This is a genomic window from Pseudomonas sp. CM25 (assembly GCF_013179705.1).
Classification (GTDB): domain Bacteria; phylum Pseudomonadota; class Gammaproteobacteria; order Pseudomonadales; family Pseudomonadaceae; genus Aquipseudomonas.
Genome location: NZ_JABMCW010000054.1, coordinates 1 through 23,288, shown reverse-complemented (window position 1 = coordinate 23,288; position 23,288 = coordinate 1). Strand labels below are relative to the sequence as shown.

Here is a 23,288-nt window from a genome sequence, read left to right as displayed (position 1 = left end):
GGCACCGGATACCGACTACAGCGACAACTTCCGGGTCAAACGCTACATCGCCAAGTACACCATCAACCCGGCGCTGACCCATGGCATCGCGCACGAGGTAGGGTCGCTGGAGGCTGGCAAGCTGGCCGACCTGGTGCTGTGGTCGCCGGCGTTCTTTGCGGTCAAGCCGGCCCTGGTGATCAAGGGCGGCATGATCGTCACCGCGCCCATGGGCGACATCAATGGCTCTATCCCGACGCCGCAACCGGTGCACTACCGGCCGATGTTCGGCGCCCTTGGCGCAGCGCGGCATGCCACCCGCATGACGTTCCTGCCGCAGGCAGCGATGGACCGCGGCCTGGCCGAGGAACTGAACCTGCGCAGTCTGATCGGCGTGGTCAACGGCTGCCGTCGGGTGCGCAAGCCGGACATGCTCCACAACACCTTGCAGCCGCTGATCGAGGTCGATGCGCAGACCTACCAGGTGCGTGCCGATGGCCAACTGCTGGTCTGCGAGCCTGCCACGGAACTGCCGCTGGCGCAGCGCTACTTCTTGTTCTGAAACCTGTTCTGAAGCCCGTTTTGAAGGAGCACCGATGATTGTCCTGACCCGCCGTATTACCGAGCCCGGACAGCTAAACGAGACCGGCACCGTTACCCTCGATGTCGACAGCCGCATCAAGAGCCGCCTGCGGGTAACCCTTGATGATGGCCGCGAAGCCGGGCTGATGCTGGAGCGCGGCCACCTGCTGCGCGGCGGTGAGCTGTTGGCGGATGCTGATGGCACCCAGCTGATCCGCGTGCTGGCCGCGCCCGAGGCGGTGTCCACCGTGCGCTGCGCCGACCCGCATCTGCTGGCCCGTGCGGCCTACCACCTGGGCAACCGCCATGTCCCGCTGCAGATCGAGCCTGGCCTGTTGCGCTTCCAGCACGATCATGTACTGGACGACATGCTGCGCGGGCTTGGTCTGACGGTGCAAGCCGAACAGGCCCCGTTCGAGCCTGAAGCCGGCGCCTACCAGAGTGCGCCACATGGCCACAGCCATGGCCACGGCCACGATCACCCGTTCGTGCGCCTGCCTGCCCATTCCTGATCTGCCCTGGAGCAACCGATGAAAAAGACTTTCGCCCTGTTTCTGCTGATGTTGGCACTGCCAGCCTTTGCCCACCCCGGGCACGATGGCAACCCCCTGCAAGACGGCCTGCTGCACCCCTTGACCGGCCTTGACCACCTGTTGATGTTGCTGGGCACCGGCGTGCTCGCCGCGCTGACCCGGCGCAGCCTGACGCTGCCGCTGGCCACCCTGGCGGCGATGTTCGGGGGCGCGGTGTGTGGCCACCTGTTCGGCGACGTGCTGGGCATGGAGAGCATGATCGCCGTGTCGCTGCTGGTGGCTGCCGGGGCTGTACTGCTACCAAGCCGTCAAGTACTGATGGCCATGGCCATGCCGGTATTCGCCCTGTTCCATGGCTGGGCTCATGGCGTGGAGGCAACACCGAGCGCGTTCTGGCAGTTCAGCGCCGGTTTCGTGATGGTCAGTGGCCTGTTGCTGGCGGCTGGCTTCGCTGTCGGTTGCCTGCTGCGCCGGCACAGCGGCCTGCAGAAAGCGTTCGGCGGTGGCCTGCTGGCCGGCGCGGCACTGGTGCTGGCCGGTTGATGAGCAGCGACCTGGCGTTACTGCGCCTGCTGCAGCTGGCCAGCCCCGGTTTGCCGGTGGGTGGCTTCACCTACTCGCAAGGCCTGGAATGGGCGGTAGAGGCGGGCTGGGTGCGGGACGTAAGCGGTTTCGCTGCCTGGCAGCGCGAGCAGCTTCACGACACCCTGGCCCACCTTGACTGGCCGGTGATGGCGCGCCTGTACCACGCCTGCCAGGCCGCTGACCCCGAGGCCTTCGGCCATTGGAGCCGCTTTCTGCTGGCCAACCGCGAAACCGCCGAGCTGCGCCTGGAAGAACAACAGCGTGGCGCGGCGCTGGCGCGGTTGCTTGACGGTTGGCAACTCGGCCAAGTGCCGGCCTGGCGCGCGAGCCTGGAGCTGACCCAATTGGGCGGCATGGCGTGGCTGGCGGCGCACTGGGCCATCCCGCTGCGCCAGCTGGCCTTGGGCCACGGCTTTGCCTGGCTGGAGGGCGCGGTCATGGCCGGGGTCAAGCTGGTGCCGTTCGGCCAGCAGGCGGCGCAGACACTGCTGCGCGACCTGGGCGCAGATTTGCCCGCCGCGCTCGACCAGGCACTGACCCTGGGCGACGACCAACTCGGTGGCGGCCTGCCATTGCTGGCCATTGCTTCATCGCGTCATGAAACCCAATACACCCGTTTGTTCCGTTCTTGAGGACTGCCTGCATGCAAAGCTATCAACAACCCCTGCGCGTCGGTGTCGGCGGCCCGGTCGGCTCTGGCAAGACCGCATTGCTGGAAGCGCTGTGCAAAGCCATGCGCGACCGTTACCAGATCGCTGTGGTGACCAACGATATCTACACCAAGGAAGATCAGCGCATTCTCACCGAAGCCGGTGCCCTGGAGCCGGAGCGCATCGTCGGCGTAGAAACCGGCGGCTGCCCGCACACGGCCATCCGTGAAGACGCCTCGATGAACCTGGCGGCGGTCGAAGCGCTGGCGCGCAAGTTTGGCAACCTGGAGGTGATTTTCGTTGAAAGCGGCGGTGACAACCTCAGCGCCACATTCAGCCCGGAGCTGGCCGACCTGACCATCTACGTGATCGACGTGGCCGAGGGCGAGAAGATCCCGCGCAAGGGCGGCCCGGGCATCACCAAGTCGGATTTCCTGGTGATCAACAAGACCGACCTGGCGCCTTATGTCGGCGCTTCGCTTGAGGTAATGGCGAGCGATACCCGGCGCATGCGCCCGCAGCGGCCGTGGACCTTCAGCAACCTGAAGAAGGGCGAGGGGTTGCAGGCGGTGATCGATTTCATCGTCGAGCGCGGGATGCTGGGTGTGCGCGCATAATGGCATACCGGGCCTGCACATGACTTACTGATTTGGCAGGGACCCTGTGGGAGCGGGCGTGCCCGCTCCCACAGGGTACGCGGAGCGCCCAGCATCAGTTCCTTGTACGACAGCGCAGCCCAATGGGCCGGGAACCCTCCTGCAGCCGCTCCGCGTATGGGTTTGATATCAGTTGTGGCAGCAGTGGGGCTTGTCGGGCTGCCCTTCGTAGCGGTCATGATGGCGAACCCAATCCATGGTCCCGGCTTCGTTGCGACCCAGCGGCGCGATGTCGAGGAAGTTGTAGGTATTGACCAGGATATCCAGCCCCCGGGCGTAGGTTGAATAGGTGTGGTACACGCTACCGTCCGCCTCGCGGTAGAAGGCACTCAAGCCGGGCAACTCGCTTTCGTTGCCGTCATACGCTTCATAGTTGTACTGCCTTTCACCTTCGCTGCCGACACTGACACCAAAGTCCTCGTTGAAGCCGCTGCCATTGGACGAATACCAGCGGAATCGCCAGCCCATTCGCTGGCGGAATGCCTGGAACTCGCTATACGGCGCCCGCGACACGGCCACCAGCGACACGTCGTGGTGGGCCAGGTGCAGGTTGGCACCGTCGAAGTGGTCGGCCAGGAACGAGCAACCGGGGCAGCCCTCGCTCCAGCCTTCCACGAACATGAAATGGTACAGCAGCAACTGGCTGCGGCCTGCAAACAGGTCCGCCAGGCCAAGTTCGCCGTCTGGCCCGTGGAAGCGATAGTCGTGTGCGACCTTGACCCAAGGCAGGGCGCGACGGGCGGCGGCCAGTGCGTCGCGGTGGTGGGTGAAGGCTTTTTCGTGCAGCCACAGCTGCCGGCGGGCCGCCAGCCATTGGCTGCGGTCAACCACCGGGTGCCTGTTTTCGCTTGTGCTCATGGTGCTGTCTCCACGCTTGGGGGATTCACACACTAGTCGAGCATGACCAAGCCGAATCGACGGGCACCGGTGGCCGGGCGATGGGCGGTAACGATCAGCCCGAGTGAGCGATCTGATCCTCGGTCAGTTCATCTGCCGCTTCATCCTCGCCCGGCAGTGCGGTGATCACGCTGAAGTCACTGACTTCCACCTTGCCGCCGCCATAACCCAGCAAATGGAAGGAAAACGCCTTGCGCCCTGTCGGGTTGTCGAAACCGAACTCCATTTCCAGCGGCTGTTCGGCGGTGACCCTCACCTCGGCAGGCAAGCCCAGTGGCACATCCTGCTCCAGCTGCTTGGCCTTGAGTTGTATGTAGGCGGTGCGCGTAGGGTCCAGCGAGCGCACCTTGACCCGCACGCGGGTATGCGAGCCGCCGGGCATCTCCAGGTACTGGGCGCCAATCAGGTTGTCGGCCCAGTCATCGTTAATGCGCTTGCGCAACTTGATCGGCGAAGGGCCGCCGAACTGGTAGCGCAAGTTGAGCGGGGTTTGCAGCAGGGACTGGTCGAGCACCCCGGCCAGGGCGCCGATCTGCTGGCCGAGCAGGCTGTCGCCAGGGCCGAGGTAGCGTGCCTGATCGGCGATGAAACCTTTGCTGGCGTAACGCCGGCAGCGCTGCTGGAAGTCGCATTCGGTGAACACGCCCTGGCCGTTGTGGTAACGCAGCATGCCGTTGGTGTAGGAGATCATCTCGCGACCGGTATCGTAGTCGCGGTACAACGAGCGCCCACCCAGCGCTATTGGAATCGGCAGGGCGAAGTAGTCCAGCAGCGAGGTGGCCAGGTCGACATGGCCGTAGGTGCCGCGCTTGATAGGCGGCAACCGGGCCTGTTCCGGCGCCAGGGTGAGGTTGAAGCCCCAGGCCGAAGCCAGGCGCACGCCGTCGATGCCGTGGGATTCGTCGGAGGTCACCACTACCAGCGTGTCCTTGAGCACGCCCTTGCGTTCGAGGTTGTCGAGAAATGCGCCGATCGCGTCGTCCAGGTAAGCCACCGCTGCCTGTTTCGGCGTGTCGTAGCGCTGCAGGTATTCGGCCGGTGCCGAGTAAGGCTGGTGGGTACCCACGGTGAGCAGGGTCAGCATCCACGGCTTGTCCTGCTTTTGCAGTTTGTCGACATAACCCAGGGCCCCTTCGAAGAAGGACCGGTCATCCTTGCCCCACGGGAAGTCCAGGTAGTTCTTGTTGCGGAACCATTCCAGGCCATGCACCGAGTCGAAGCCGATGTGCGGCATGATGCGGTCCTTGGCCATGAAGCGCAGGCCGGCGCCCTGCAGGTAGTGGGTGGTAAAGCCGGCCTGGCGCAATTGCGCCGGCAGGCAGGCCTGGTTGCGCTGGTGCTGGGTCAGCAGCTCGACGCCCTTGGGGGTGCCGTTGGCGAGCTTGTCGTAGTCCCCACATAGCATCGCGTACAGGCCGCGAATGGTCTGGTGCGTGTGCAGCACGTAGTCCGGGGTGCTCATGCCGCGCTCAGCCCATTGGCTGAGCCTGGGCATCAGGTTTTCATCGAAGCGACTGTGCAGGGCCTGGCGGTTGGGCCGTACGTAGGCCCCGGGGATGCCTTCGACGGTGATCAACAGCAGGTTGCGGGCGCTGCCAGGCCCGGCCAGCAGCCGTTGGCCATGCAGGTCGGACTGGGTCAGGCCGCTGCTGGCCAGCGGCGTGAAGGTTTGCGTATGGCCCATCCAGCCTTCGACCTGGCGCTGCAGGTTGCCGACCCCGGCCGACATCAGCTGGTGGCTGAGGTTGTACTGGCGCCACTGGTCAGCATCGGAAGGTTGCAGCTGCTGGCTGCCCCAATGGGCGCCGAACAGCACCAGCGGGATGGCCCAGGCCCTGCGCGGCAAGGCGCGGCCGCGGTGTGCGCGGCTGCGCCAGGCAGTGGCAAGCCAGGCCAGCAAGCCGCCACCCAGCACCCAGGGCAGCCAGGCATGCGCCAGGCCGCCACCGGTCGAGTTCTCCATGAACTGCGGGTCGACCAGGTAGGCCAGGTCGGCGCTGGTGGGCAACCGGCCCACGGCACTGACGAGTTCGGCCGAAGCCATCCACAGGGCTGCCCAGGCCAGCAGTACGGGTAGGGCCAGCCACCACGGCCGGCGGTGCAGCAGCAAGAGCAGCAGGCTGCCCAGGGCAAGGTCGGACAGGTAGCCGAGCGGGCTGGACCAGCCCAGGATGGCGCGCATACCCAGTGGGATCACCAGCACCAGCACCGCCAAGGCAGTAAACCGGGTACGTGGGTGGTCTGACAGGCTTTTCACAAAAACTTCCCTTTTGCCATTAAATCGTCATGCGGATGTGCTTGATGATAACAGGCCGGGGGAGGGAAAGCGGGCGGCTACAAGCCCTGTAAACAAAAGCCGGGCCCGCTCGCGCAGGCCCGGCTGGGGGCAACTGTCAGAAGTAGTAGGGGAATTTCAGGCTGAAGGAAAAGTCTGGCGCGTCGTCGGTCAGACCAATGGACAAGTTGGGCACGATGGTCAGGTTATCGGTGGCGGCGAAGGTCAGGCCGATGTTGAAGTTGGCTGCGTTGTAGTCGCTGTTGGAGATCGACTGCCAGTCGCCCCCATCGGGCTTGATCTTGCTTTTGCGGGCAAACTGGTCGGACACCGAGAACGACATGCTCATCTTCTCGTTCAAGGCAAAGGCGATGCCACCACCAATCTGCCAGGAATCCCCAAGCTTGACGTCGCCCGGCACCTTGCTGTTGACCTGCGGGCTGATGTCGCTGAACGAATCTTCCATGTTATAGGTGTAGGACAGGCTGCCGAACAGCACGGCCGGGTCGAAGGTCTTGACCAGCGAGATGCCTGGCGTGATCGACCATACGCCGTTGCCCGTCGGCAGGCTTTCCGGTACCGACAGGTTGTCGTTGCCGGCAACCTCGCGCAGCTTGATGCCATACGGGTCCTTGCCGGTCGGGGCCTTGACTCGCAACGTCGCTACGGCGTCAGGCCAAGTCTCGTTTTCGTCGAAGAACTTGTAAGCCACACCCACGTTGATGTCGCCGATTTCCGGGTCGCGAGTCACGGTCGCATCGGAGGTGGTCGGCCCGGCACCCCCTGCGCCGCCCGAGGAGTAGGTCGACTCGCGATAGACCACGGGTACGTTGATGTCGAATTGCCACCGCTGCGCGAGGTTGTAACGAGCAGTCAGATCCAGGGTCCAGTTGTCGGCCTTGATCCTGTCCAGGTTGATGTTGCCCAGGAAAATGGAATCCAGAGCGAGGAAGCCGTTAAGCGTCAGTGCGCGGGTATCGTAGTGGGTATAGGTAACGCCGGTCTCGACGCTGAACTTGCCGCCACCAAAGAAGCCGCTGGCTTCGTCATACAGGTTGGACACGCTTGGCGCGGGCTCGGAGTCCGCAGTGAGTGCCTGGCCATAGGAACTGCCGGTCGTGCCGGGTGCGCCAGAGGCGACGGTCTGTGCGCCTTTGACGCCTTCGGCAGGTGATTTGACCAGGCGTTTGGGTTGGGGGGTGGCCGGCGTTTCTTCCACTTGCCGGACACGTTGCTCAAGCACCATCAAGGCTTGCTGCTGCGCCGCATACTGGCGCTTGAGTTCGCTCAGTTCCTGTTTCAGGGCCTCGACTTGAGGGTCTGCTGCTGCGTAGAGCGAAGTGGGTGCCAGGGTAGTCAAACACACAAGAACTCTGAACGATAAAGATCGGTGCATGGAGTTGCCGTCCCTTCCGACTACTTTTTGTTGAGACTGAGCGTAGATCAGTATCCGAGTGTGCGAAGGCCTTTAAGCTGGTCAAGGCTGCCATTCAGCGAAGCAGCCGTCGGTACGTTCTCGCGCATCACGACATTCAGCGAGGTGACGTTGTTGATGTGGTTGCCGTTGCCGAGCAGCGTGGCGTTCTGCATCAGGCCACCTTGCGCCAGGCGCTGCACGCTGCTGCCCTGGTTGTTGCTGGCGTTGATGTTCATCTGTACACCCACCCCGGTGGAGGACACACTGAGCGCCCCGGCGCCGTTTTCGCCGGTCAGCGTCTGGCCGGCTGCCAGTGCCTGGCCCTGTGGTTGGACGACAGGTGCCTCGTTGGCCTTGGTGACGTTGATATCCACGTTGTTGTAGGCACTGTTGTTGTCGCCCGCGGCCCGCACGACCTGGGTTACGCCTTCGGTGGTGCCGAGCCCGGCACCGCCAGTAACGATGCCTGTTCCAGCGGTTGTTGCAGCGCCGCCCGATCGCGCCGAGCCGCTCCCCTTTTCATCGATCATCGACACGTAGAATTGCGGTTTGATAGTCGATTGCTGCACCTGCAGGGCGCTTGTGGCACCGATGACGTCGCCTTTGGCGTTCTGCCAGGTACTGCTCATGACGATACCGAAACTCACGATCCGCCCCGGCATGACGTAGCGGCCGCGCAGATTCGCCAGCTCGTGGTCCTTCAGTTCGATGGGTTTGAACGTCTCTGCGTGGGTCGGAAGGCTGGCTGCCACGCAAGCGATGACCAGCCAGAGTCGGGTCTTCATGGAATGCTCCCCGGCGCCTCATGCGCCTTGTCATTAGAAGAGTCGTTAGAAGAAGTCGCTTTTGATGAAACCGAAATCCAGCAGGTCCGCGTCTTTCACCGGGGTGAAGCCGTTTACACGGCCTTTGGCGGTCAGGGGCAACGGCGGGTCGAGCAACACGTTACCCTTGTCGTAACCTTGGCCGATGACGGCGAAGATGATGCCGTTCCAGCCTTTGAGGAAGTCTTCGACCTTGTAGCGTTTGTGGCCCAATACCGGGTCACCGATGTACACCCAGCCGTTGTCGACTTTCTGCATCACCACGAAGTGCTTGTAGCCACGAATATCCATCAGCACCACGACCGGAATACGTACGCTGTGCAGTGTGTCAGCTGCTACCCGATAGCCGCGGGCGCGCATCCCCAGGCTTTCCACATAACGTTTCATGTCGAGCATCGAGAAGCCCTGGGTACGCACCAGGTCCTGGTCGGCGTGGGCCAGCATGCCCTCGATGATGTGTTGTTCGTCCACGTCCAGCCAGTAGGCCTGGCGCAGGATGGTTGCCAGCGCGGCGGCGCCGCAGCTGAAGTCGGTCTTCTGTTGCACCAGGTCGGCGAACTTGCGCTCGCGCACGCTTTGCAGGGGTTTGAACACTACGGCGCCGCCCGGTAATACGGACAGCGGCATTTGTGCAGCTTCGCTCACGCTGGCCAGGCACAGCAAAAACGCCAAGGCGATAATGCGCATGATCGGATGCCTTTCGGTTCAGTTGAAGAAAGGCCCCCCGAAGGGGGCCTCGAGCGCAACGTTTAGAACGAGGTGTTGGAGATGGCCAGCGAGTTGCTTTGCTGGTTGCCCACACCGGCTGCCACGTTCACGCCCAGGTTGCCGCTGCCGCCATTCACCGAACCGCTAAGGGTTGCAGTGTTGGTAACAGGGTTGGCCCAGCCGGTCGGGGTCAGCACTTGGAAGGACACGGTATTGCTCAAGTCGTAAGCGCTGCTTTCGCTGTAGCTCTTGGCAACGTCGTTCGAGGATTGCGAGGATTTCTCGCCAGACTTTTCATACGCCGATTCCGAAGCATTGGCATAGGAAGAGTCATGCGCCTTCTCGTAGGAAGAGTCACGAGACTTCTCGTAGGCAGAGTCGCGAGTCTTGTCGTAGGACGAATCGCGAGTCTTGTCGTACGACGAGTCACGCGACCTGTCGAACGACGAGTCAAACGCTTTCTCGAACGAGGCGTCGTACGAACTGTCACGCGAGCGATCCACATCCACGTTCAGCGATGCGTTCAGCGAGCCATCGAAGCTATCGGTGCGGGTGCGTTCGCGACGGCCATCATCGGTGCTGATGGTACGGGTTGCATCGGCTGCCGCGGCCAGGGTGGCATTCAGGCTGGAGCTGCTGGAGGAGCTGGCGGTGCCACCGACAGAGCCACTGGCATTCCAGCTATTGGAACCGCTGGCGTTGGAGCTGTTGCTGCCACTGGCACTGGAGCTGTTCGAGCCGCTGGCGCTGGAGCTGTTGGAGCCGCTGGCGTTCGAGCTGCTGGAGCCACTGGAAGTCCAGCCGTTGGAGCCGCTGGAGCTGGCGCTTTGTGCGCCGGCTACGCTGAAGCTCGAGGACGCGCTACGATCGTCGCTCGAGTTGAAAGTACCTTCACGCGAGCTGGACCCGGTTTTGGTAGTGGTGAAAGTCAGCGTGTCCACACGGTAGGTGCGGTCGGCGGCGTTGTTGACCTCCAGGCCTGGGCCGTTCTGATCGGCTGTGGCGGAGGCAGTGGCGTTACCCAGGCCAGCATTGGTGTTGGCAATTGCCATGCTGTTTTTCTGCTGGTTCAGGTCGCCGCCGGCGATGTTGATGCCCACGTTACCCGAGCTGCCTTCGCCAGACCCGCTCATGATGGCCGAAGACTGGGTGGACCAGTTGTCGACACGGTTGCGGTTGCTGACCTGGCTTACTTCGGCATTGGCTTCGGCTTCGCCGAACACGAAGCTGTTGTCCAGCGTGGAGTCTGCTGCAGCGTTGGCGATTGCCGAGGCGTTACCCTGCTGGTTGCCGTTACCGGCCGCCACGTTGACACCCACGTTGCCGCTGGCGCCGGTCGCCGAGCTGCTCATCTCGGCTTCGTTGACAGTGCCCTGGTTGGTGATGGTGTTGCCAACGCTGCGCTGGGTATCCAGTGCGTTGGCGGTGGCCGAGATCGGGATCCGGGTCGGGTTGTTGTTGCCATTGTGGTGGCCGCCGCGGCGGTCGTTCTGATCAGCTTGTACAGCAACAGCCATGACCGCAGCAATTGCGAACACCAGAGGCTTGATTGCCATCGAGGGTTTCATGGTGATTCTCCGTACTCTAGTTGGGTTAAGTGTCTTTCTTGACTGAAAGGGTCAATCCGCGACCCGGATGCTCAAGGTGTTGGCCATGCGGTTTCCCACCCCGGCACTCTGATTCAGCTGGACCACCCCGCGGCCACCGGTGAACGCCTGGTCACTGGTAGTGACTTGGCGATGGCCGATTGCGGTGTCAGCTGGATCGGAGTTGTTGAGCAGCGCCACGTTCTGTTGCATGAGGACGCTGTCGTCGATGCTTTGCGGTTGAGCGCTGATGCTTATGCGCAGGGCATTGGCCTGCTGGGTCCCGGCGCCAGCGCTCTGGTTGACGCCGAGTGCGCCGCTACCATTGCTGAAGGCGTTGCCCTGGATGGTGGCCCGGGCATCCATGGCCGGGTCTGCCGGCGCATTGAGGCGCTGGCGAATCTGGGTGGTGGCGCTGGCTTCGTGGCCCAGGGCGAAGGCCCGGGCATTGGCTTGCTGCTGCATGTCGCCCGCAGCCTGATTGACAGTCATGTTGCCTTGGTAATGGCTGCCGGAACTGTCGATGTCGGCGTTGTTAATGACTGGAACCTGTGACTCGGCGAAGGCCGATACGCTGCAAAACGCAGCCAGTAACCAAAGCGTGCGCGTCATCTCACTTGCCCCCGGTCAGGATCTGCAGCGGTGCGAGGCCTTTCTGGACATTCGCATTGACCATGTTGGAAATGCCGTTGCCCGACCCCGAGCCGCGGCCGGCGGCCAGATTGGGCAGTTGGGTCTGGTGGGTGAGGTTGGCGCCGAGGCTGTCGGTCTGCTGAGTGATCAGGGAATTGATGCCTGCACCACTGCTGATGTTGGCGAAGTCGCCGTCGCTCAGCTCATTGGTCTGCCGTAGCACATGCGGGGCGGGGTTGGCGTTGACTGTGGTCGGACTCGGATCAGGTCGTAGCGGCGGTGTCACCGCATTGCGGGTCTGCACGTCGCGGGTGATCACGATGATGCCGTTGTCGGCCTGGGTCGTGAGGCTTAGTGAGCTGAGCACGCAGGCCACTAGCAACAGATGATTACGGCGTTTGTCAGTTTTCCTCACGACGGCAATTCCTTCTCTGAGCGCTGTCCCTGTTCAGCGGTGCGGGGAACAGAGCAGAAGCTGTGCCGCTTTTGAGAATGGTTTTCAGATCAACAGGTTAAGGCGAGAGGCTGACAAATTGCGGCGCATTGTGTCTCAGCGCTGAAACAGATGTCCGCGCAGGTTGCTGGCTGAGGCAGCCGTGGCCTCGATTGGAAGGGATTTTGCAGGGGTGTTTCATTGGCTTGACACTGTCCCCGAAGCGGGGGCAGGGCCCGCGTTTTCGGGGGGTTTACCCCACAACGGTGTGTCAGTGGCTTAACACTCGGTTGGGCACGCTGGCGTATCGCTATCAATGAGCGTAGCAACCGTTTGTAGCGCCAGCAACTGGCGCTGTGGCCAATTGCCTTCGATTATCTGGTGCACTTGGTTGTGCCGTTGCAGCCACGCGAGACTGTCGTCAAAGAAGCGCTGGCGGTCGCTGAGCTCGGGCTGACTACGCTGGCCGTCGCGCACCCAGTCGACGCCCTGGGGGCTCAGCAACAGGTGCAGGTCGTAGCGCCGTGCCAGCAGGGCCTGTTCCAGCCACGCCGGGCAGTCACCGAACAGTGCCTGGCTCCAGAGCATGTTGCTGAGTAGGTGGGTGTCCAGAATCAGCAACGGTGGCGCCTGCTCACGGGCGTGGTCCTCCCCGGCCAGTTGGCCGCGGGCGATGGTGGGGATATCGGCGTAGCAGGTGTCGCGGCATTCCTGGTCGATGAAGTGGCGCACGTACTCGGCTACCACCACGCCGCCAAAATGCGCCTGGATCACCCCGCTGAGCCAGCTTTTGCCGCTGGATTCTGGGCCGCACAGCACCAGTACTTTCATGGCCTGCCGAGTGATCATGGCTGCACCAACGCCGGGTCACGGCGCCATTCGTGCCAGCCGCGTACGGCGATCAGGGTCAGCACTGCGAAGAAACCCGCGGTGAAATACAGCTGTTGGTGCACGTACTGGCCCACATAGACGATGTCCACCACCACCCACAACGGCCAGCACTGCAGGCGCTTTTGCGCCATCCACAGTTGCGCGACCAGGCTGAAGCCGGTGAGGGTGGCGTCGAGCCAGGGCAGGGCGGCATCGGTCCAGCTGGCCATGGCGGCGCCCAGCGCGGCGCTAAGCGCGACCCCGGCGGCCAGCCCGGTGAGCAGTGCTGGACGTGGCAGGCGCGAGACCTGGCGGGCGTCGTGCGCGCGGCCGGGGCGCTTCCATTGCCACCAGCCATACACCTGCAGAACGGCATAGGCCACTTGCAGCAGCATGCCTGAATACAGCTTGACCTCGTAGAACAGCCAGCCGTAGATCAGCACCATGACCAGGCCGATCGGCCAGCACCAGGCGTTCTGCTTGACCGTGAGCCAGACAGCGGTGACGCCGAGGACGGCGGCGATGAGTTCAAGGCCGGACATCGGCGATCCTTGGGGGCGGGGAGGGGCGCGATTGTAGCTTGTCGGCAGAGGAAGGTGTAGGCACTTGTAGGAGCAGCACAAGGCTGCTCCTGCAAGAGTCGAGCTATGATCGCCGGCTAGACACGGAATTGGCGCAACAACTGTTCCAGCGCTTCGCTCAATTGCCCCAAAGCCAGCCCGGCATCGCTCGACTGACGCGCCGCATCGGCGGTCTGCTGCGACAACCCTGCGGTATCCAGCACATTGCGGTTGATTTCCTCGACCACATGCGACTGCTGCAAGGTGGCGCTGGCGATGGAGGCATTCAGGGCGGTGAGGTTGTTCAGCACCTGGTTGATGGCATCCAGGCTGGCACCGGCCGCGCGCGCCTGCCCAACCGTCTGGCGCGAAGCCTCGCTGCTGGCATCGATAGCCCGCACGGCAGCATCCGACTGGCTCTGCAGGTGCTCGATCATGGTGTGGATCTCGGCCGTCGACTGCGCCGTGCGCTGGGCCAGCAGGCGCACCTCGTCGGCCACCACGGCAAAACCGCGGCCTTGCTCCCCGGCCCGTGCCGCCTCGATGGCCGCGTTCAGCGCCAGCAGGTTGGTCTGTTCGGCGATGGAGCGGATGACATCGAGCACACCGCCGATGCGCGTGCTGTGCCCGGCCAGGTCGCGGATCACCTGCACCGCCTGGTCGATGGTCAGCGACAGCCGGTCGATCTGCGCCAGGCTGCCGTGGATGGCCTGCTGGCCATGCGTAACCTGCTGCTGCGCGGTGCGCATTTCCCCGGCGGCCTGCTCGGCGGTCTTGGCCACGTCCTGCACGGCATAGGTCACTTCATTCACCGCCGTGGCAACCTGGTCCATCTGCAGCGATTGCTGGGCACTGTGCTGTTGCGCGGCACTGGCGTTGTCGCCGACATGCCCGGCAGACTGCGCCAGCGCATGAGCCGCCCCCTGCAGCTGGCCGACCACGCCTTGCAGCTTGCCGTTGAAACGGTTGAAGTGCTCGCCCAGGTGGGTGATTTCGTCGCGGCCGTGGGTGTCCAGGCGCCGGGTCAGGTCGCTTTCACCGCTGGCGATGTTGCCCATGGCCTGCACGGCTTCCTGCAGGGGGCGGGCAATGCTGCGGGCAATCACCATGACCAGTAGCGCCATCAGCAGCGCGATGCCGAGCCCTGCCAGCGACGCATCGCGCAGCTGGCGGGCGAATTCGGCCTGCACGTCATCGATGTACACGCCCGAGCCGATAATCCAGCCCCACGGTTTGAACAGCTGTATATAGGAGGTCTTGGCCACCGGCTCGGTGGCGCCAGGCTTGGGCCAGCGATAGTTGACCGGGCCGGCGTCCTGCTGGCGGGCCAGGGCGACCATTTCATTGAATACGGCGAAGCCGTCCGGGTCGCGGATGGCCGACAGGTCCTGGCCGTCGAGCTTGGGGTTGGCCGGATGCATGATCATCTTTGGCCCCAGGTCATTGATCCAGAAGTAGTCGTCGTGGTCGTAGCGCAGCGCGCGCACCACCTGCAATGCCTGTTGCTGGGCTGCGTCGCGGCTGAGTGTGCCGGCGGCCTCCAGGCCTTGGTAATAGGCCAGTACACCGGCTGCGGTCTGCACCACATGGCGGGTCTTTTCGGCCTTGGCCTGGTACAGGTCACCGTGGATCTGGCGCAGCATCAGCAGGCCCAGCAGCACCAGCATGGCCACCGCCAACAAAAGGATCAGCCACAAGCGGCGGCTGATCGACATCGACCTCAGAGTGTTCATTCGGGCGCTCCTGCGTTGTTCTTTTTATTCAGACGCATCCAAGCATGCTTTGCTGGCGAACCACACCCGACTAATGGCTAAGTGCTATCTTTGTAGCCATCTGCGGCGGGCCGGGTAAAGCCATTGCAAAGGTGCTCTGCTAGCATTTCGGCCGGGCTAGATGAAACCTTTAACAGGCGTGAACTTTTCCACTGGCGTTGCGCCCAACAGTCGCTGTAAAACAGCCAGGCCGCGTGCGGCAATCACAAGTAAATCAAGAACAAGGGGCCTGCAGCGAGCAGCGCTCCATCGGGGGAATGATGGATTTTTGGACTGCCTTCCAGGCAATCATCTTGGGCGTGGTGGAGGGGCTGACGGAGTTTCTGCCCATTTCCAGTACCGGTCACCAGATCATCGTCGCCGACCTGATCGGTTTTGGCGGCGAACGGGCCATGGCTTTCAACATCATCATTCAGCTGGCGGCAATCCTGGCGGTGGTGTGGGAGTTTCGCGGCAAGATTCTCGATGTGGTCTTCGGCCTGACCAGCCAGCCCACGGCGCGTCGGTTTACCGGTAACCTGTTGCTGGCATTCATGCCGGCGGTGGTACTGGGTGTGTTGTTCGCCGACCTGATTCACGAATACCTGTTCAACCCGATTACCGTGGCGGCAGCGCTGGTGGTGGGCGGGGTGATCATGCTCTGGGCCGAGCGCCGTCAACACCGCGTGGAGGTCGATCACGTGGACGACATGAACTGGAGCCATGCGCTGAAGATCGGCTTCGTTCAGTGCCTGGCGATGATCCCGGGCACTTCGCGCTCCGGCTCGACCATTATCGGCGGCCTGCTGTTCGGCCTGTCGCGCAAGGCGGCAACAGAGTTTTCGTTTTTCCTGGCGATGCCGACCATGGTGGGTGCCGCAGTGTACTCGGGGTACAAGTACCGTGATCTGTTCCAGCCTGCCGATTTGCCGGTGTTTGCTATCGGCTTCGTGACCTCGTTCATCTTTGCCATGATCGCGGTGCGTGCGTTGCTCAAGTTCATCGCCAACCACAGCTATGCGGCGTTTGCCTGGTATCGCATCTTGTTTGGCCTGCTGATTCTGGCCACCTGGCAGTTTGGCTGGGTTGACTGGGCCACGGCACATGGCTGAGGCGCTGCGCGGGGAGCGGGTGGATGGCGTGCGCAATGTGCGCCTGAAACTGCTGCTGTTTGGCGTGCTGTGCCTGTTGCCGGGCCTGGGGGCGGCGCAAATGGCCTGGAGCGACCAGGCCTGGTGGCCGTTGGCGCTGTACCCGGCAATGAGCCTGATCAGCCTGTTGCTGTATTGGCAGGACAAGCAACAGGCGCGTTCGCAGGCTTGGCGCACCCCCGAGAAGGTGCTGCATGCCAGTGAGCTGCTGGGCGGCTGGCCGGGGGCGCTGTTGGCGCAGCAGCTGTTCAGGCACAAGACACGCAAGGTGTCGTACCAGCTGGTGTTCTGGGGAATCGTGGGGCTGCACCAGGTGATCTGGGCAGACTGGCTGTTTCTCGGCGGGCGGTATCTGCCTTTTGGTTGATGTGGGCTGTGCCGGCGCTTTCGCGGGTAAACCCGCTCCAAGGGATCACCGCAGTTTGCAGGAGGGGATTTACCCGCGAATAGGCCGGCATAGGCCCTCTACATCAACAACCCCACCTGCAACTGCTTGGGCAGTCGCCGCACTACCAGCTGGTGCGAGCGCTGCAAAAGATCACACAATTCCTCGCGGCCCATGGGGTAGGGCGGGGCCATGCTGATCCACCGCGCCCGCGCCAGATAGGGCGCAGGCCGTACTCCCGGGCGGTCGCAGTAGCCAAGAAACAGCTCGTCCGCCACCTTGAACGACAACCCGGCACCCGCCAGGTCGAGCACCGCAAACATCTTGTTGCCCGCCACCGAGAACACCCGGATGCCACCCCATTTGTAGTCTTCCCGCGCCCCCGGCAGCCCCAGGCAAAACGCCGCCACGTCGGCTTCGCTGATCTTCTGTTCAGACATAGCGCTCTCCACAGGCCTCGAATGACGCCGCCAGGTGATCGATCCACACGCGTACCGCCGGCAATAACCCGCGCCGGTGCGGGTACACCGCCTGCAGGTAGCCACCGGGCAGTGACCAGTCTGGCAGCAGGCGCACCAGCTCGCCGCGTTTCAGTTCTTCTTCGCAAAACATGCTGGGCAGTGCGGTGAACCCCAGACCAGCCCGTACAGCAGCATTACGTACTACGAAATCATCAATGGCCAGCCTTGGTTCCAAGGCAATTTCCTGCTGTTTGCCATGGGGCCCGAACAGGCGAAAGTGTACCAGTCGGTCTGCTTCGGCGGCCCCCAGCACCGGCATCGACGCCAACTGATCCGGTATACGGATATGGTCGGCAAACCCGGGCGCGGCCACTAGCTGCATCTGCGCCTGGCACAGCCGGCGGGTGACCAGGGCCGGGTCTTCATCGCCCAGGTCGCGCACCCGCAGGGCCACGTCGATGCCTTCGGAAATCAGATCGACCCGGCGGTTGAGCAGCACCATGTCCAGCTGCACCAGCGGGTACTGTTCGAGAAAGCGGCTGATGACATCCGGCAGAAAGGCGTGGGCCAGGGCCACCGGGCAGGATACCCGCAGCCGCCCGCGCGGTTCGCTGCTCATGCTGGCCACGGCTTCATCGGCGGCTTCGGCCTCCAGCAGCATGGCCTGGCAATGATGCAGGTAACGCTCACCCACCGCGGTAAGCTTCAACTGACGCGTAGTGCGTTGCAGCAGGCGGGTGCCGAGGCGCTCCTCAAGCTCGGCGATACGCCGCGACAGGCGCGACTTGGGGATGCCCAGCTGGCGACCGGCAGCAGCGAAACCGCCGGCTTCGACCACGCGGGCGAAATAGAAAAGGTCGTTGAGGTCTTGCATGGGCATGTCTCACTGTTCTATCTGTGGGACAAACTAACGCATTTTTAGTGACTTATCAGCTATTGGGCACCCAGGTAGGATTCTCCCCATCGTGATCGCCCAGCACTGCGGTCTTCATATACAGGAGAGTCCCATGAAACTGTTGCACATCGATTCGAGCATCCTGGGCGACAATTCCGCCTCCCGCCAGCTGAGCCGCGAAGTGGTCGAAGCCTGGCAAGCCGCTGACCCCAGCGTTGAAGTGGTGTATCGCGACCTGGCCGCAGATGCCATCGCCCATTTTTCCGCTGCTACGCTGGTTGCTGCTGGTACGCCAGAAGATATGCGTGATGCAGCGCAGGCTTTCGAAGCCAGGCTGAGCGCGGAAACCCTGGAAGAGTTCCTGGCTGCCGACGCCGTGGTGATTGGTGCGCCGATGTACAACTTCACCGTGCCGACCCAGCTCAAGGCCTGGATCGACCGCGTGGCCGTCGCCGGCAAGACTTTCCGCTACACCGAAAGCGGCCCGGAAGGGCTGTGCGGCAACAAGAAAGTGGTGCTGGTATCGACCGCTGGCGGCCTGCACGCTGGCCAGCCGACGGGCGCCGGGCATGAGGACTTCCTCAAGGTGTTCCTGGGCTTTATCGGTGTGACCGACCTGGAAATCGTCCGTGCCCATGGCCTGGCCTATGGCCCGGAGCAGCGCAGCCAGGCGATCGATGCCGCCCAGGCGCAAATTGCCAATGAGCTGTTTGTTGCGGCCTGAGCCTTCTCGACAGGCCGCCCCCGCGCGGGCTTGGCGGCGAGCTTCAGAAGGTTGGCGGTGTGATCACCCAGATCACCACCGCATCCTTCTCACCGGGGTTGCCGTAGCGATGCGGTTCCTGGCTCGAGAAGCTGAAACTGTCACCTTCGGCTAGCTGGAAATGCCGCTCGCCCACCCACAGCTCGAAGCACCCACTGAGCACATAGCCGGCCTCTTCGCCGTCGTGGCTGTAGCTCTGCTGGCTATAGGTGCCCGGGGGGAAGCGTGAGTGCAGGATTTCCAGCTGGCGGTTGGGCTGGGGCGTGAGCAACTGGTCGACGATGCCATCTTCGTAATGCACGCTGAGGCGGCTGTTGCGACGCACCACGTAGCCTTGATCCTCAGGGGCTGTGGTGGCTTCGCTGGCGAAGAACCACTGGATGGTCACGCCCAGGCTGCGGGCGATGTTGAACAGTGCCGGGATCGACGGGTACGAGAGGTTGCGCTCCAGCTGGCTGATGTAGCCTGCGGTCAGTTCACTTTGCGTGGCCAACTCCTGCAGTGTCATGCCGCGGCGCTTGCGCAGGCCGCGGATGCGGGTGCCCAGGAATTGTGGGGCGACGGCCCCGGCTTCGCTGGCGGGGGGCTGGGGGAGTTGGCTCATGCACGTCGGTCCATCGTAAAAGCCCCAGTATGTACAGCCTCAGAGCGCCCAGGCAACCGTCAGGCCATCGTGAATCGCTTCCTCGGCGGTGCGCGGCGCCAGGCAGTCGCCAATGCGCCGCACCTCCACCAGGCCGGCCAGTTCCGTGGCCAGGCGGTCCTCCGGCTGATGGCCCATGCATAGCACCAGGGTATCGATGCCTTCGAAGATCATCGGTTCGCCGCTGGCGGTGTGTTGCAGGTACACCGTGCTGTCGTCGCTACCATACAGCCGGGCATAAGGCGTGATGGAGATCCCCAGGCGGTGCAGTTCGCCGGCGAGCTGGTCACGTACGTACAGCGGCAGGTTCTCGCCGCAATGCGTACCGTTGACGGCCAGTTGCACCTGATGCCCATCGCGCACCAGGCGCTCGGCGATGCCGGGGCCTATCCAGTCGCAGCGCCAATCGATCACCAGCACCGAGCGCCCCAGCGTCACTTCGTTGCGCAGCACTTGCCAGGCGTCTACCACCTGCAACTCGCCGGTGCGTTCGAACGCCGGCCAATAAGGGATGGCGCCGGTCGCGGCGATCACCAGGTCAGGGCGCTCACGCTCGACCAGGGCGCGATCGACCCGGGTGTTGCGCACCACCTCCACCCCCGCCAACGCCATTTCCCGCTGCAGGTTGGTGCTGGCGCCGCCAAACTCGCTACGCTGCGGTAGCAACTGGGCCAGCAGCACCTGGCCGCCCAGTTGCGGGCCGGCCTCGTACAGGGTCACCTGATGCCCGCGCGCGGCGGCCACGGCTGCGGCCTTCATGCCGGCGGGCCCGCCGCCGGCGACCATGATGCGCCTGGGCGAGGGGGTGATGGTCATTTGGCCGTACTGCAGCTCTCGGCCGGTTTCGGGGCGTTGGATGCAGGAAATCGCCAGGCCGCGGTGGAAGTGGCCGATGCACGCCTGGTTGCAGGCGATGCAGGCGCGCACGTTTTCAACGTTACCGTGCTCGGTTTTGCTCGGCATCAGCGGGTCGCAGATCAGCGCCCGGGTCATGCCGCACACATCTGCCTGGCCGCGGGCGAGAATCTGTTCGGCCTCCTGGGGCTGATTGATGCGTCCGGTAACGAACAGTGGCACGTCCAGCTGCTGCTTGAAGGTGCCCGCCTCGCGAGCCAGGTACGCCGCCTCGATGGCCATGGGTGGAACGATATGCACCGCACCGCCCAAGGACGCCGAGGTACCGGCGACGATGTGCAGGTAGTCGAGCTGGCCCTGCAAGGCAACGGCGGCGGCCAGTGATTCATCTTCGCTCAGGCCTTGGCTGTCGCGCTCATCGGCACTGATGCGCAGGCCGATGATGAACTGCTCGTCGGTGGCGGCGCGCACTGCGGCCAGCACTTCGCGCAGAAACCTCAGGCGTTTTTCCAGTTCGCCGTTGTAGCCGTCGCTGCGCAGGTTCACCCGTGGGTTGAGGAACTGGGCGGGCAGGTAGCCATGGCTGGCCACCACCTCGACGCCGTCCAGCCCGGCCTGGTGCAGGCGGCGGGCAGCGCTGGCGTAGCCCTGGACGATTTCGTCGATCATCGCCTGGTCCAGTGCACGCGGCATCACCCGGAAGCGTTCATTGGGCACGGCCGATGCGGAGTAGGCGATTGCCAGCAGGCCATCCGCCGACTCCATGATTTCCCGCCCCGGGTGGAACAGCTGCGACAGCACCAGCGTGCCATGCGCATGGCACGCCTGGGCAAGCTGGCGGTAGCCATCGATGCAGGCATCGTCGGTAGCCATCAGCACATGCGAGGTGTAGCGGGCACTCTCGTGCACCCCGGCGACCTGCAGCACGATCAGGCCCACGCCGCCGGCGGCGCGGTCCCGCTGGTAGGCGATCAGCTTGTCGTTGACCAGGTTGTCGGTGGGAAGGCAGGTGTCGTGGCCGGTTGACATGATCCGGTTCTTCAAGCGTTTGCCGCGGATCTGCAGCGGCTCGAACAGGTGCGGGAAGGCGGTTTGCATGCAGGCGGCTCCGGTGATCTGTTGTTGTTTTTCTGTTATGAAAGTGTAGCTGCAGTAAAAAATCAACTCATTTCTTTACTTGAATGCGGCTGGCTTTTTCTCAGTCTCAGAGCGAGGGTGTGAGCTCACAGCAACAGGAAAACGGGCCTTTGGGGGAACCGGCAGGAGAACGCTACGATGCAGAGCGAAGGCGGCGGCGAAATGGCGCGGAGTCAGGTGATGGCCGTAGGGTCAGTGGTCGCTGTGGGGGATGCTAGGGTCTGGCAGGTTGCATCAGGGCTTACAGGTGCTTGCCTTAAGACATGCAGCGCCTATGAGATCGAGCGCCGCCAGCGCGGCGCTCGATCTCATAGGCGCTGCAAATGCTGTGACAAGCCCCTGTCAGCCTGATGCATTCCTTGCGAGGAAGGCTTGCCGGCAGACAATGTGCAGTGCAGTCTGGCCACTCACCGCCCAGCCCTCCACACCCCGATCAATTCACCCCAGGCACAATCATCGCCGCAGGTGCCAGCTCAGCACGACGCCGCGCGACCAGGTAGTACAGCACGCTAGGCACCACCAGTCCGATCAGCCAGGACACATCCACTCCACCCAGGTGCGCGACCATCGGCCCGGTGTACAGCTTGGTGTCGATGAACGGCATCTGGATCAGCACGCCGACGGTGTACACGATGATGCCTGGCCAGTTCCAGCGACCGTAGCGACCCTGTGGGTCGGCGAGGGCAGGGATGTCGTAGCGCTCCTTGGTGATGAAGTAGTAGTCCACCAGGTTGACGGCGCTCCAGGGCACGAAGAAAGTCAGCAGGAACAGGATGAACGACTTGAACGCGGTCAGAAACGAATGCTGGCCAAGCAGCGCGACCAGGGTCGCCGCTCCGACGATGGCCAGTACGAACACCAGGCGTTGGCTGCGGGTGATCGTCAGGTGGCCGCGCAAGCCGCTGATGATGGTTGCGATGCACATGAAGCTGCCGTAGGAGTTCAGGGTCGAGATGGTCACCTTGCCGAACGCTATGCAGAAATACAGCAGCGCGGCAGTGGTGCCGACACCTCCCAGGCCGACAATGTAGGCCACTTCGCGCCCGGAAAATTCGCCGCCGGCAATGGCCGCCGCGAACACACCGAGGATCATCGATGCCTGGGCCCCGATCACCGAGCCCAGGCCTGCGGCGAAGAAGGTCTTGACCGGTGAAGTGCTGCTGGGCAGGTAGCGCGAGTAGTCCGCTACATAGGGGCCGAAGGCTATCTGCCAGGATGCCGCCAGCGAAACCGCCAGCAGGAACGATGCCCAGGTGAAATGGCGGTTGTCCAGCAACTGCCCGATATCGGCCAGCATGAGGATGCGACTGAACAGGTAGACGAACGCGATGATGCCCAGCACGCTGGCGATCCGGCCGATCCAGTGGATGACCCGGTACCCGGCCAGGGTGGCGAGCACGATCACTGCCGCGAAGATAAGGATGCCGGTGCTATCGCTGACACTTAACAGCTGGCCGATCGCCTGCCCGGAAAGCACCGTGCCAGTAGCGGTGAAGCCCATGTACATCAGGCACACCAGCACCATCGGGATGGCGGCGCCATAAACCCCGAACTGCACTCGGCTGGAGATCATCTGCGGCAGCCCAAGGCGTGGGCCTTGCGCCGCGTGCAGCGCCATGACTGCACCACCGATCAGTTGGCCGATCAGCAGGCCGATCAGCGACCAGAACACGTCGCCACCCAGCACCACGGCCAGGGCACCGGTCACGATAGCGGTAATTTGCAGGTTGGCTCCGAGCCAGAGGGTGAACTGACTGTACACGCGTCCATGGCGTTCAGTTTCCGGGATGTAGTCGATCGAGCGCCGTTCGAGCACGGGTTTGCTGGACATGGTGTGGCTCCGCTTGATTGTTTTTGTATAAGCGAGGAGGTCATCGGCTGGACGCAAGGCGAATGACCTTGGCTTGATCTGAACATGTCTATACAAGTCCGGTCAAGTGAAGTTTACCGAGGATCACAGTGGTACTGTTGCGCAACCCTTGGGCGTAACTGTGCTGGTCGGACGCGATGGAATAGCCTTATGCTGTTACGAAATATGTCTAAGAAATCTGCTGAGGAA

24 protein-coding genes are annotated in these 23,288 nt (G+C 63.2%); 8 read left to right on the top strand and 16 right to left on the bottom strand.

The features are described from left to right. The 5 genes from HP546_RS08715 to ureG form a co-directional block, all read left to right on the top strand. Positions 1-541, top strand: a 541-nt coding sequence (locus HP546_RS08715; RefSeq protein WP_172222878.1) for an amidohydrolase family protein, incomplete at its 5' end; no start/stop codon positions are given. 34 nt (positions 542-575) lie between these two features. After that, positions 576-1,073, top strand: coding sequence for an urease accessory protein UreE (ureE, locus tag HP546_RS08710; RefSeq protein WP_172222858.1), 498 nt, complete (start codon positions 576-578; stop codon positions 1,071-1,073). A gap of 18 nt (positions 1,074-1,091) precedes the next feature. Continuing rightward, on the top strand, positions 1,092-1,637 hold the full coding sequence (locus HP546_RS08705) for a HupE/UreJ family protein (protein ID WP_172222855.1): 546 nt from the start codon (positions 1,092-1,094) through the stop codon (positions 1,635-1,637). After that, positions 1,637-2,311, top strand: coding sequence for an urease accessory protein UreF (locus tag HP546_RS08700; RefSeq protein WP_172222852.1), 675 nt, complete (start codon positions 1,637-1,639; stop codon positions 2,309-2,311). The genes HP546_RS08705 and HP546_RS08700 overlap by 1 nt, the downstream gene beginning before the upstream one ends. Positions 2,312-2,322: 11 nt before the next feature. Beyond that, on the top strand, positions 2,323-2,946 hold the full coding sequence (gene ureG / locus HP546_RS08695; protein WP_172222848.1) for an urease accessory protein UreG: 624 nt from the start codon (positions 2,323-2,325) through the stop codon (positions 2,944-2,946). Positions 2,947-3,114: 168 nt separating this feature from the next. On the opposite strand, the gene HP546_RS08690 is transcribed toward ureG, so the two are convergent. From HP546_RS08690 to mcpP, 11 genes are all read right to left on the bottom strand, one after another. Further along, positions 3,115-3,843: a thioredoxin family protein gene (locus tag HP546_RS08690; RefSeq protein WP_172222845.1), complete on the bottom strand. Its 729-nt coding sequence runs from the start codon at positions 3,841-3,843 to the stop codon at positions 3,115-3,117. 94 nt (positions 3,844-3,937) lie between these two features. After that, positions 3,938-6,139: an LTA synthase family protein gene (locus HP546_RS08685; RefSeq protein WP_172222842.1), complete on the bottom strand. Its 2,202-nt coding sequence runs from the start codon at positions 6,137-6,139 to the stop codon at positions 3,938-3,940. A 136-nt stretch (positions 6,140-6,275) separates the two neighbouring features. Then, on the bottom strand, positions 6,276-7,553 hold the full coding sequence (locus HP546_RS08680; RefSeq protein ID WP_172222838.1) for a hypothetical protein: 1,278 nt from the start codon (positions 7,551-7,553) through the stop codon (positions 6,276-6,278). Positions 7,554-7,600: 47 nt separating this feature from the next. Then, positions 7,601-8,359 (bottom strand): hypothetical protein, encoded by a 759-nt coding sequence (locus tag HP546_RS08675; RefSeq protein WP_172222834.1) that lies wholly within the window; start codon positions 8,357-8,359, stop codon positions 7,601-7,603. 45 nt (positions 8,360-8,404) lie between these two features. Continuing rightward, the gene (locus tag HP546_RS08670) at positions 8,405-9,085 is read right to left on the bottom strand and encodes a C39 family peptidase (protein WP_172222830.1); all 681 of its coding nucleotides are present in this window, start codon (positions 9,083-9,085) and stop codon (positions 8,405-8,407) included. Positions 9,086-9,147: 62 nt separating this feature from the next. Further along, entirely contained in the window at positions 9,148-10,674 is a 1,527-nt protein-coding gene (locus HP546_RS08665; protein WP_172222825.1) for a heme utilization protein, read from the bottom strand. 51 nt (positions 10,675-10,725) lie between these two features. Further along, complete coding sequence (locus HP546_RS08660; RefSeq protein WP_172222821.1) at positions 10,726-11,304, bottom strand: adhesin; 579 nt, start codon at positions 11,302-11,304, stop codon at positions 10,726-10,728. A gap of 1 nt (position 11,305) precedes the next feature. Continuing rightward, positions 11,306-11,740 (bottom strand): hypothetical protein, encoded by a 435-nt coding sequence (locus HP546_RS08655; protein WP_172222817.1) that lies wholly within the window; start codon positions 11,738-11,740, stop codon positions 11,306-11,308. Between the two features lie 297 nt (positions 11,741-12,037). Continuing rightward, a complete protein-coding gene (locus tag HP546_RS08650) occupies positions 12,038-12,607 on the bottom strand; it encodes an AAA family ATPase (RefSeq protein ID WP_172222812.1) in 570 nt (189 codons plus the stop codon). Then, positions 12,604-13,170: a nicotinamide riboside transporter PnuC gene (gene pnuC, locus HP546_RS08645; RefSeq protein ID WP_172222809.1), complete on the bottom strand. Its 567-nt coding sequence runs from the start codon at positions 13,168-13,170 to the stop codon at positions 12,604-12,606. The genes HP546_RS08650 and pnuC overlap by 4 nt, the downstream gene beginning before the upstream one ends. Before the next feature lie 116 nt (positions 13,171-13,286). Next, complete coding sequence (gene mcpP / locus HP546_RS08640) at positions 13,287-14,921, bottom strand: methyl-accepting chemotaxis protein McpP (protein ID WP_172222805.1); 1,635 nt, start codon at positions 14,919-14,921, stop codon at positions 13,287-13,289. A 299-nt stretch (positions 14,922-15,220) separates the two neighbouring features. Between mcpP and HP546_RS08635 the strand changes: the two genes are divergently transcribed. Further along, the gene (locus HP546_RS08635) at positions 15,221-16,051 is read left to right on the top strand and encodes an undecaprenyl-diphosphate phosphatase (protein ID WP_172222801.1); all 831 of its coding nucleotides are present in this window, start codon (positions 15,221-15,223) and stop codon (positions 16,049-16,051) included. Beyond that, positions 16,044-16,457, top strand: coding sequence for a DUF1294 domain-containing protein (locus HP546_RS08630; protein ID WP_172222796.1), 414 nt, complete (start codon positions 16,044-16,046; stop codon positions 16,455-16,457). Before HP546_RS08635 ends, HP546_RS08630 begins: the two co-directional genes overlap by 8 nt. Before the next feature lie 98 nt (positions 16,458-16,555). On the opposite strand, the gene HP546_RS08625 is transcribed toward HP546_RS08630, so the two are convergent. Beyond that, the gene (locus HP546_RS08625; protein ID WP_172222792.1) at positions 16,556-16,915 is read right to left on the bottom strand and encodes an MmcQ/YjbR family DNA-binding protein; all 360 of its coding nucleotides are present in this window, start codon (positions 16,913-16,915) and stop codon (positions 16,556-16,558) included. Further along, entirely contained in the window at positions 16,908-17,810 is a 903-nt protein-coding gene (locus HP546_RS08620) for a LysR substrate-binding domain-containing protein (RefSeq protein ID WP_172222883.1), read from the bottom strand. Before HP546_RS08620 ends, HP546_RS08625 begins: the two co-directional genes overlap by 8 nt. A 133-nt stretch (positions 17,811-17,943) precedes the next feature. Here HP546_RS08620 and HP546_RS08615 point away from each other — a divergent pair, with 133 nt between their 5' ends. After that, positions 17,944-18,555: an FMN-dependent NADH-azoreductase gene (locus HP546_RS08615; RefSeq protein WP_172222788.1), complete on the top strand. Its 612-nt coding sequence runs from the start codon at positions 17,944-17,946 to the stop codon at positions 18,553-18,555. A gap of 43 nt (positions 18,556-18,598) precedes the next feature. On the opposite strand, the gene HP546_RS08610 is transcribed toward HP546_RS08615, so the two are convergent. From HP546_RS08610 to HP546_RS08600, 3 genes are all read right to left on the bottom strand, one after another. Then, complete coding sequence (locus HP546_RS08610) at positions 18,599-19,198, bottom strand: helix-turn-helix domain-containing protein (protein ID WP_172222783.1); 600 nt, start codon at positions 19,196-19,198, stop codon at positions 18,599-18,601. A gap of 39 nt (positions 19,199-19,237) precedes the next feature. Then, complete coding sequence (locus HP546_RS08605; protein WP_172222780.1) at positions 19,238-21,190, bottom strand: FAD-dependent oxidoreductase; 1,953 nt, start codon at positions 21,188-21,190, stop codon at positions 19,238-19,240. Positions 21,191-21,662: 472 nt separating this feature from the next. After that, a complete protein-coding gene (locus HP546_RS08600) occupies positions 21,663-23,060 on the bottom strand; it encodes a cytosine permease (RefSeq protein ID WP_172222775.1) in 1,398 nt (465 codons plus the stop codon). Positions 23,061-23,288 lie beyond the last annotated feature (228 nt).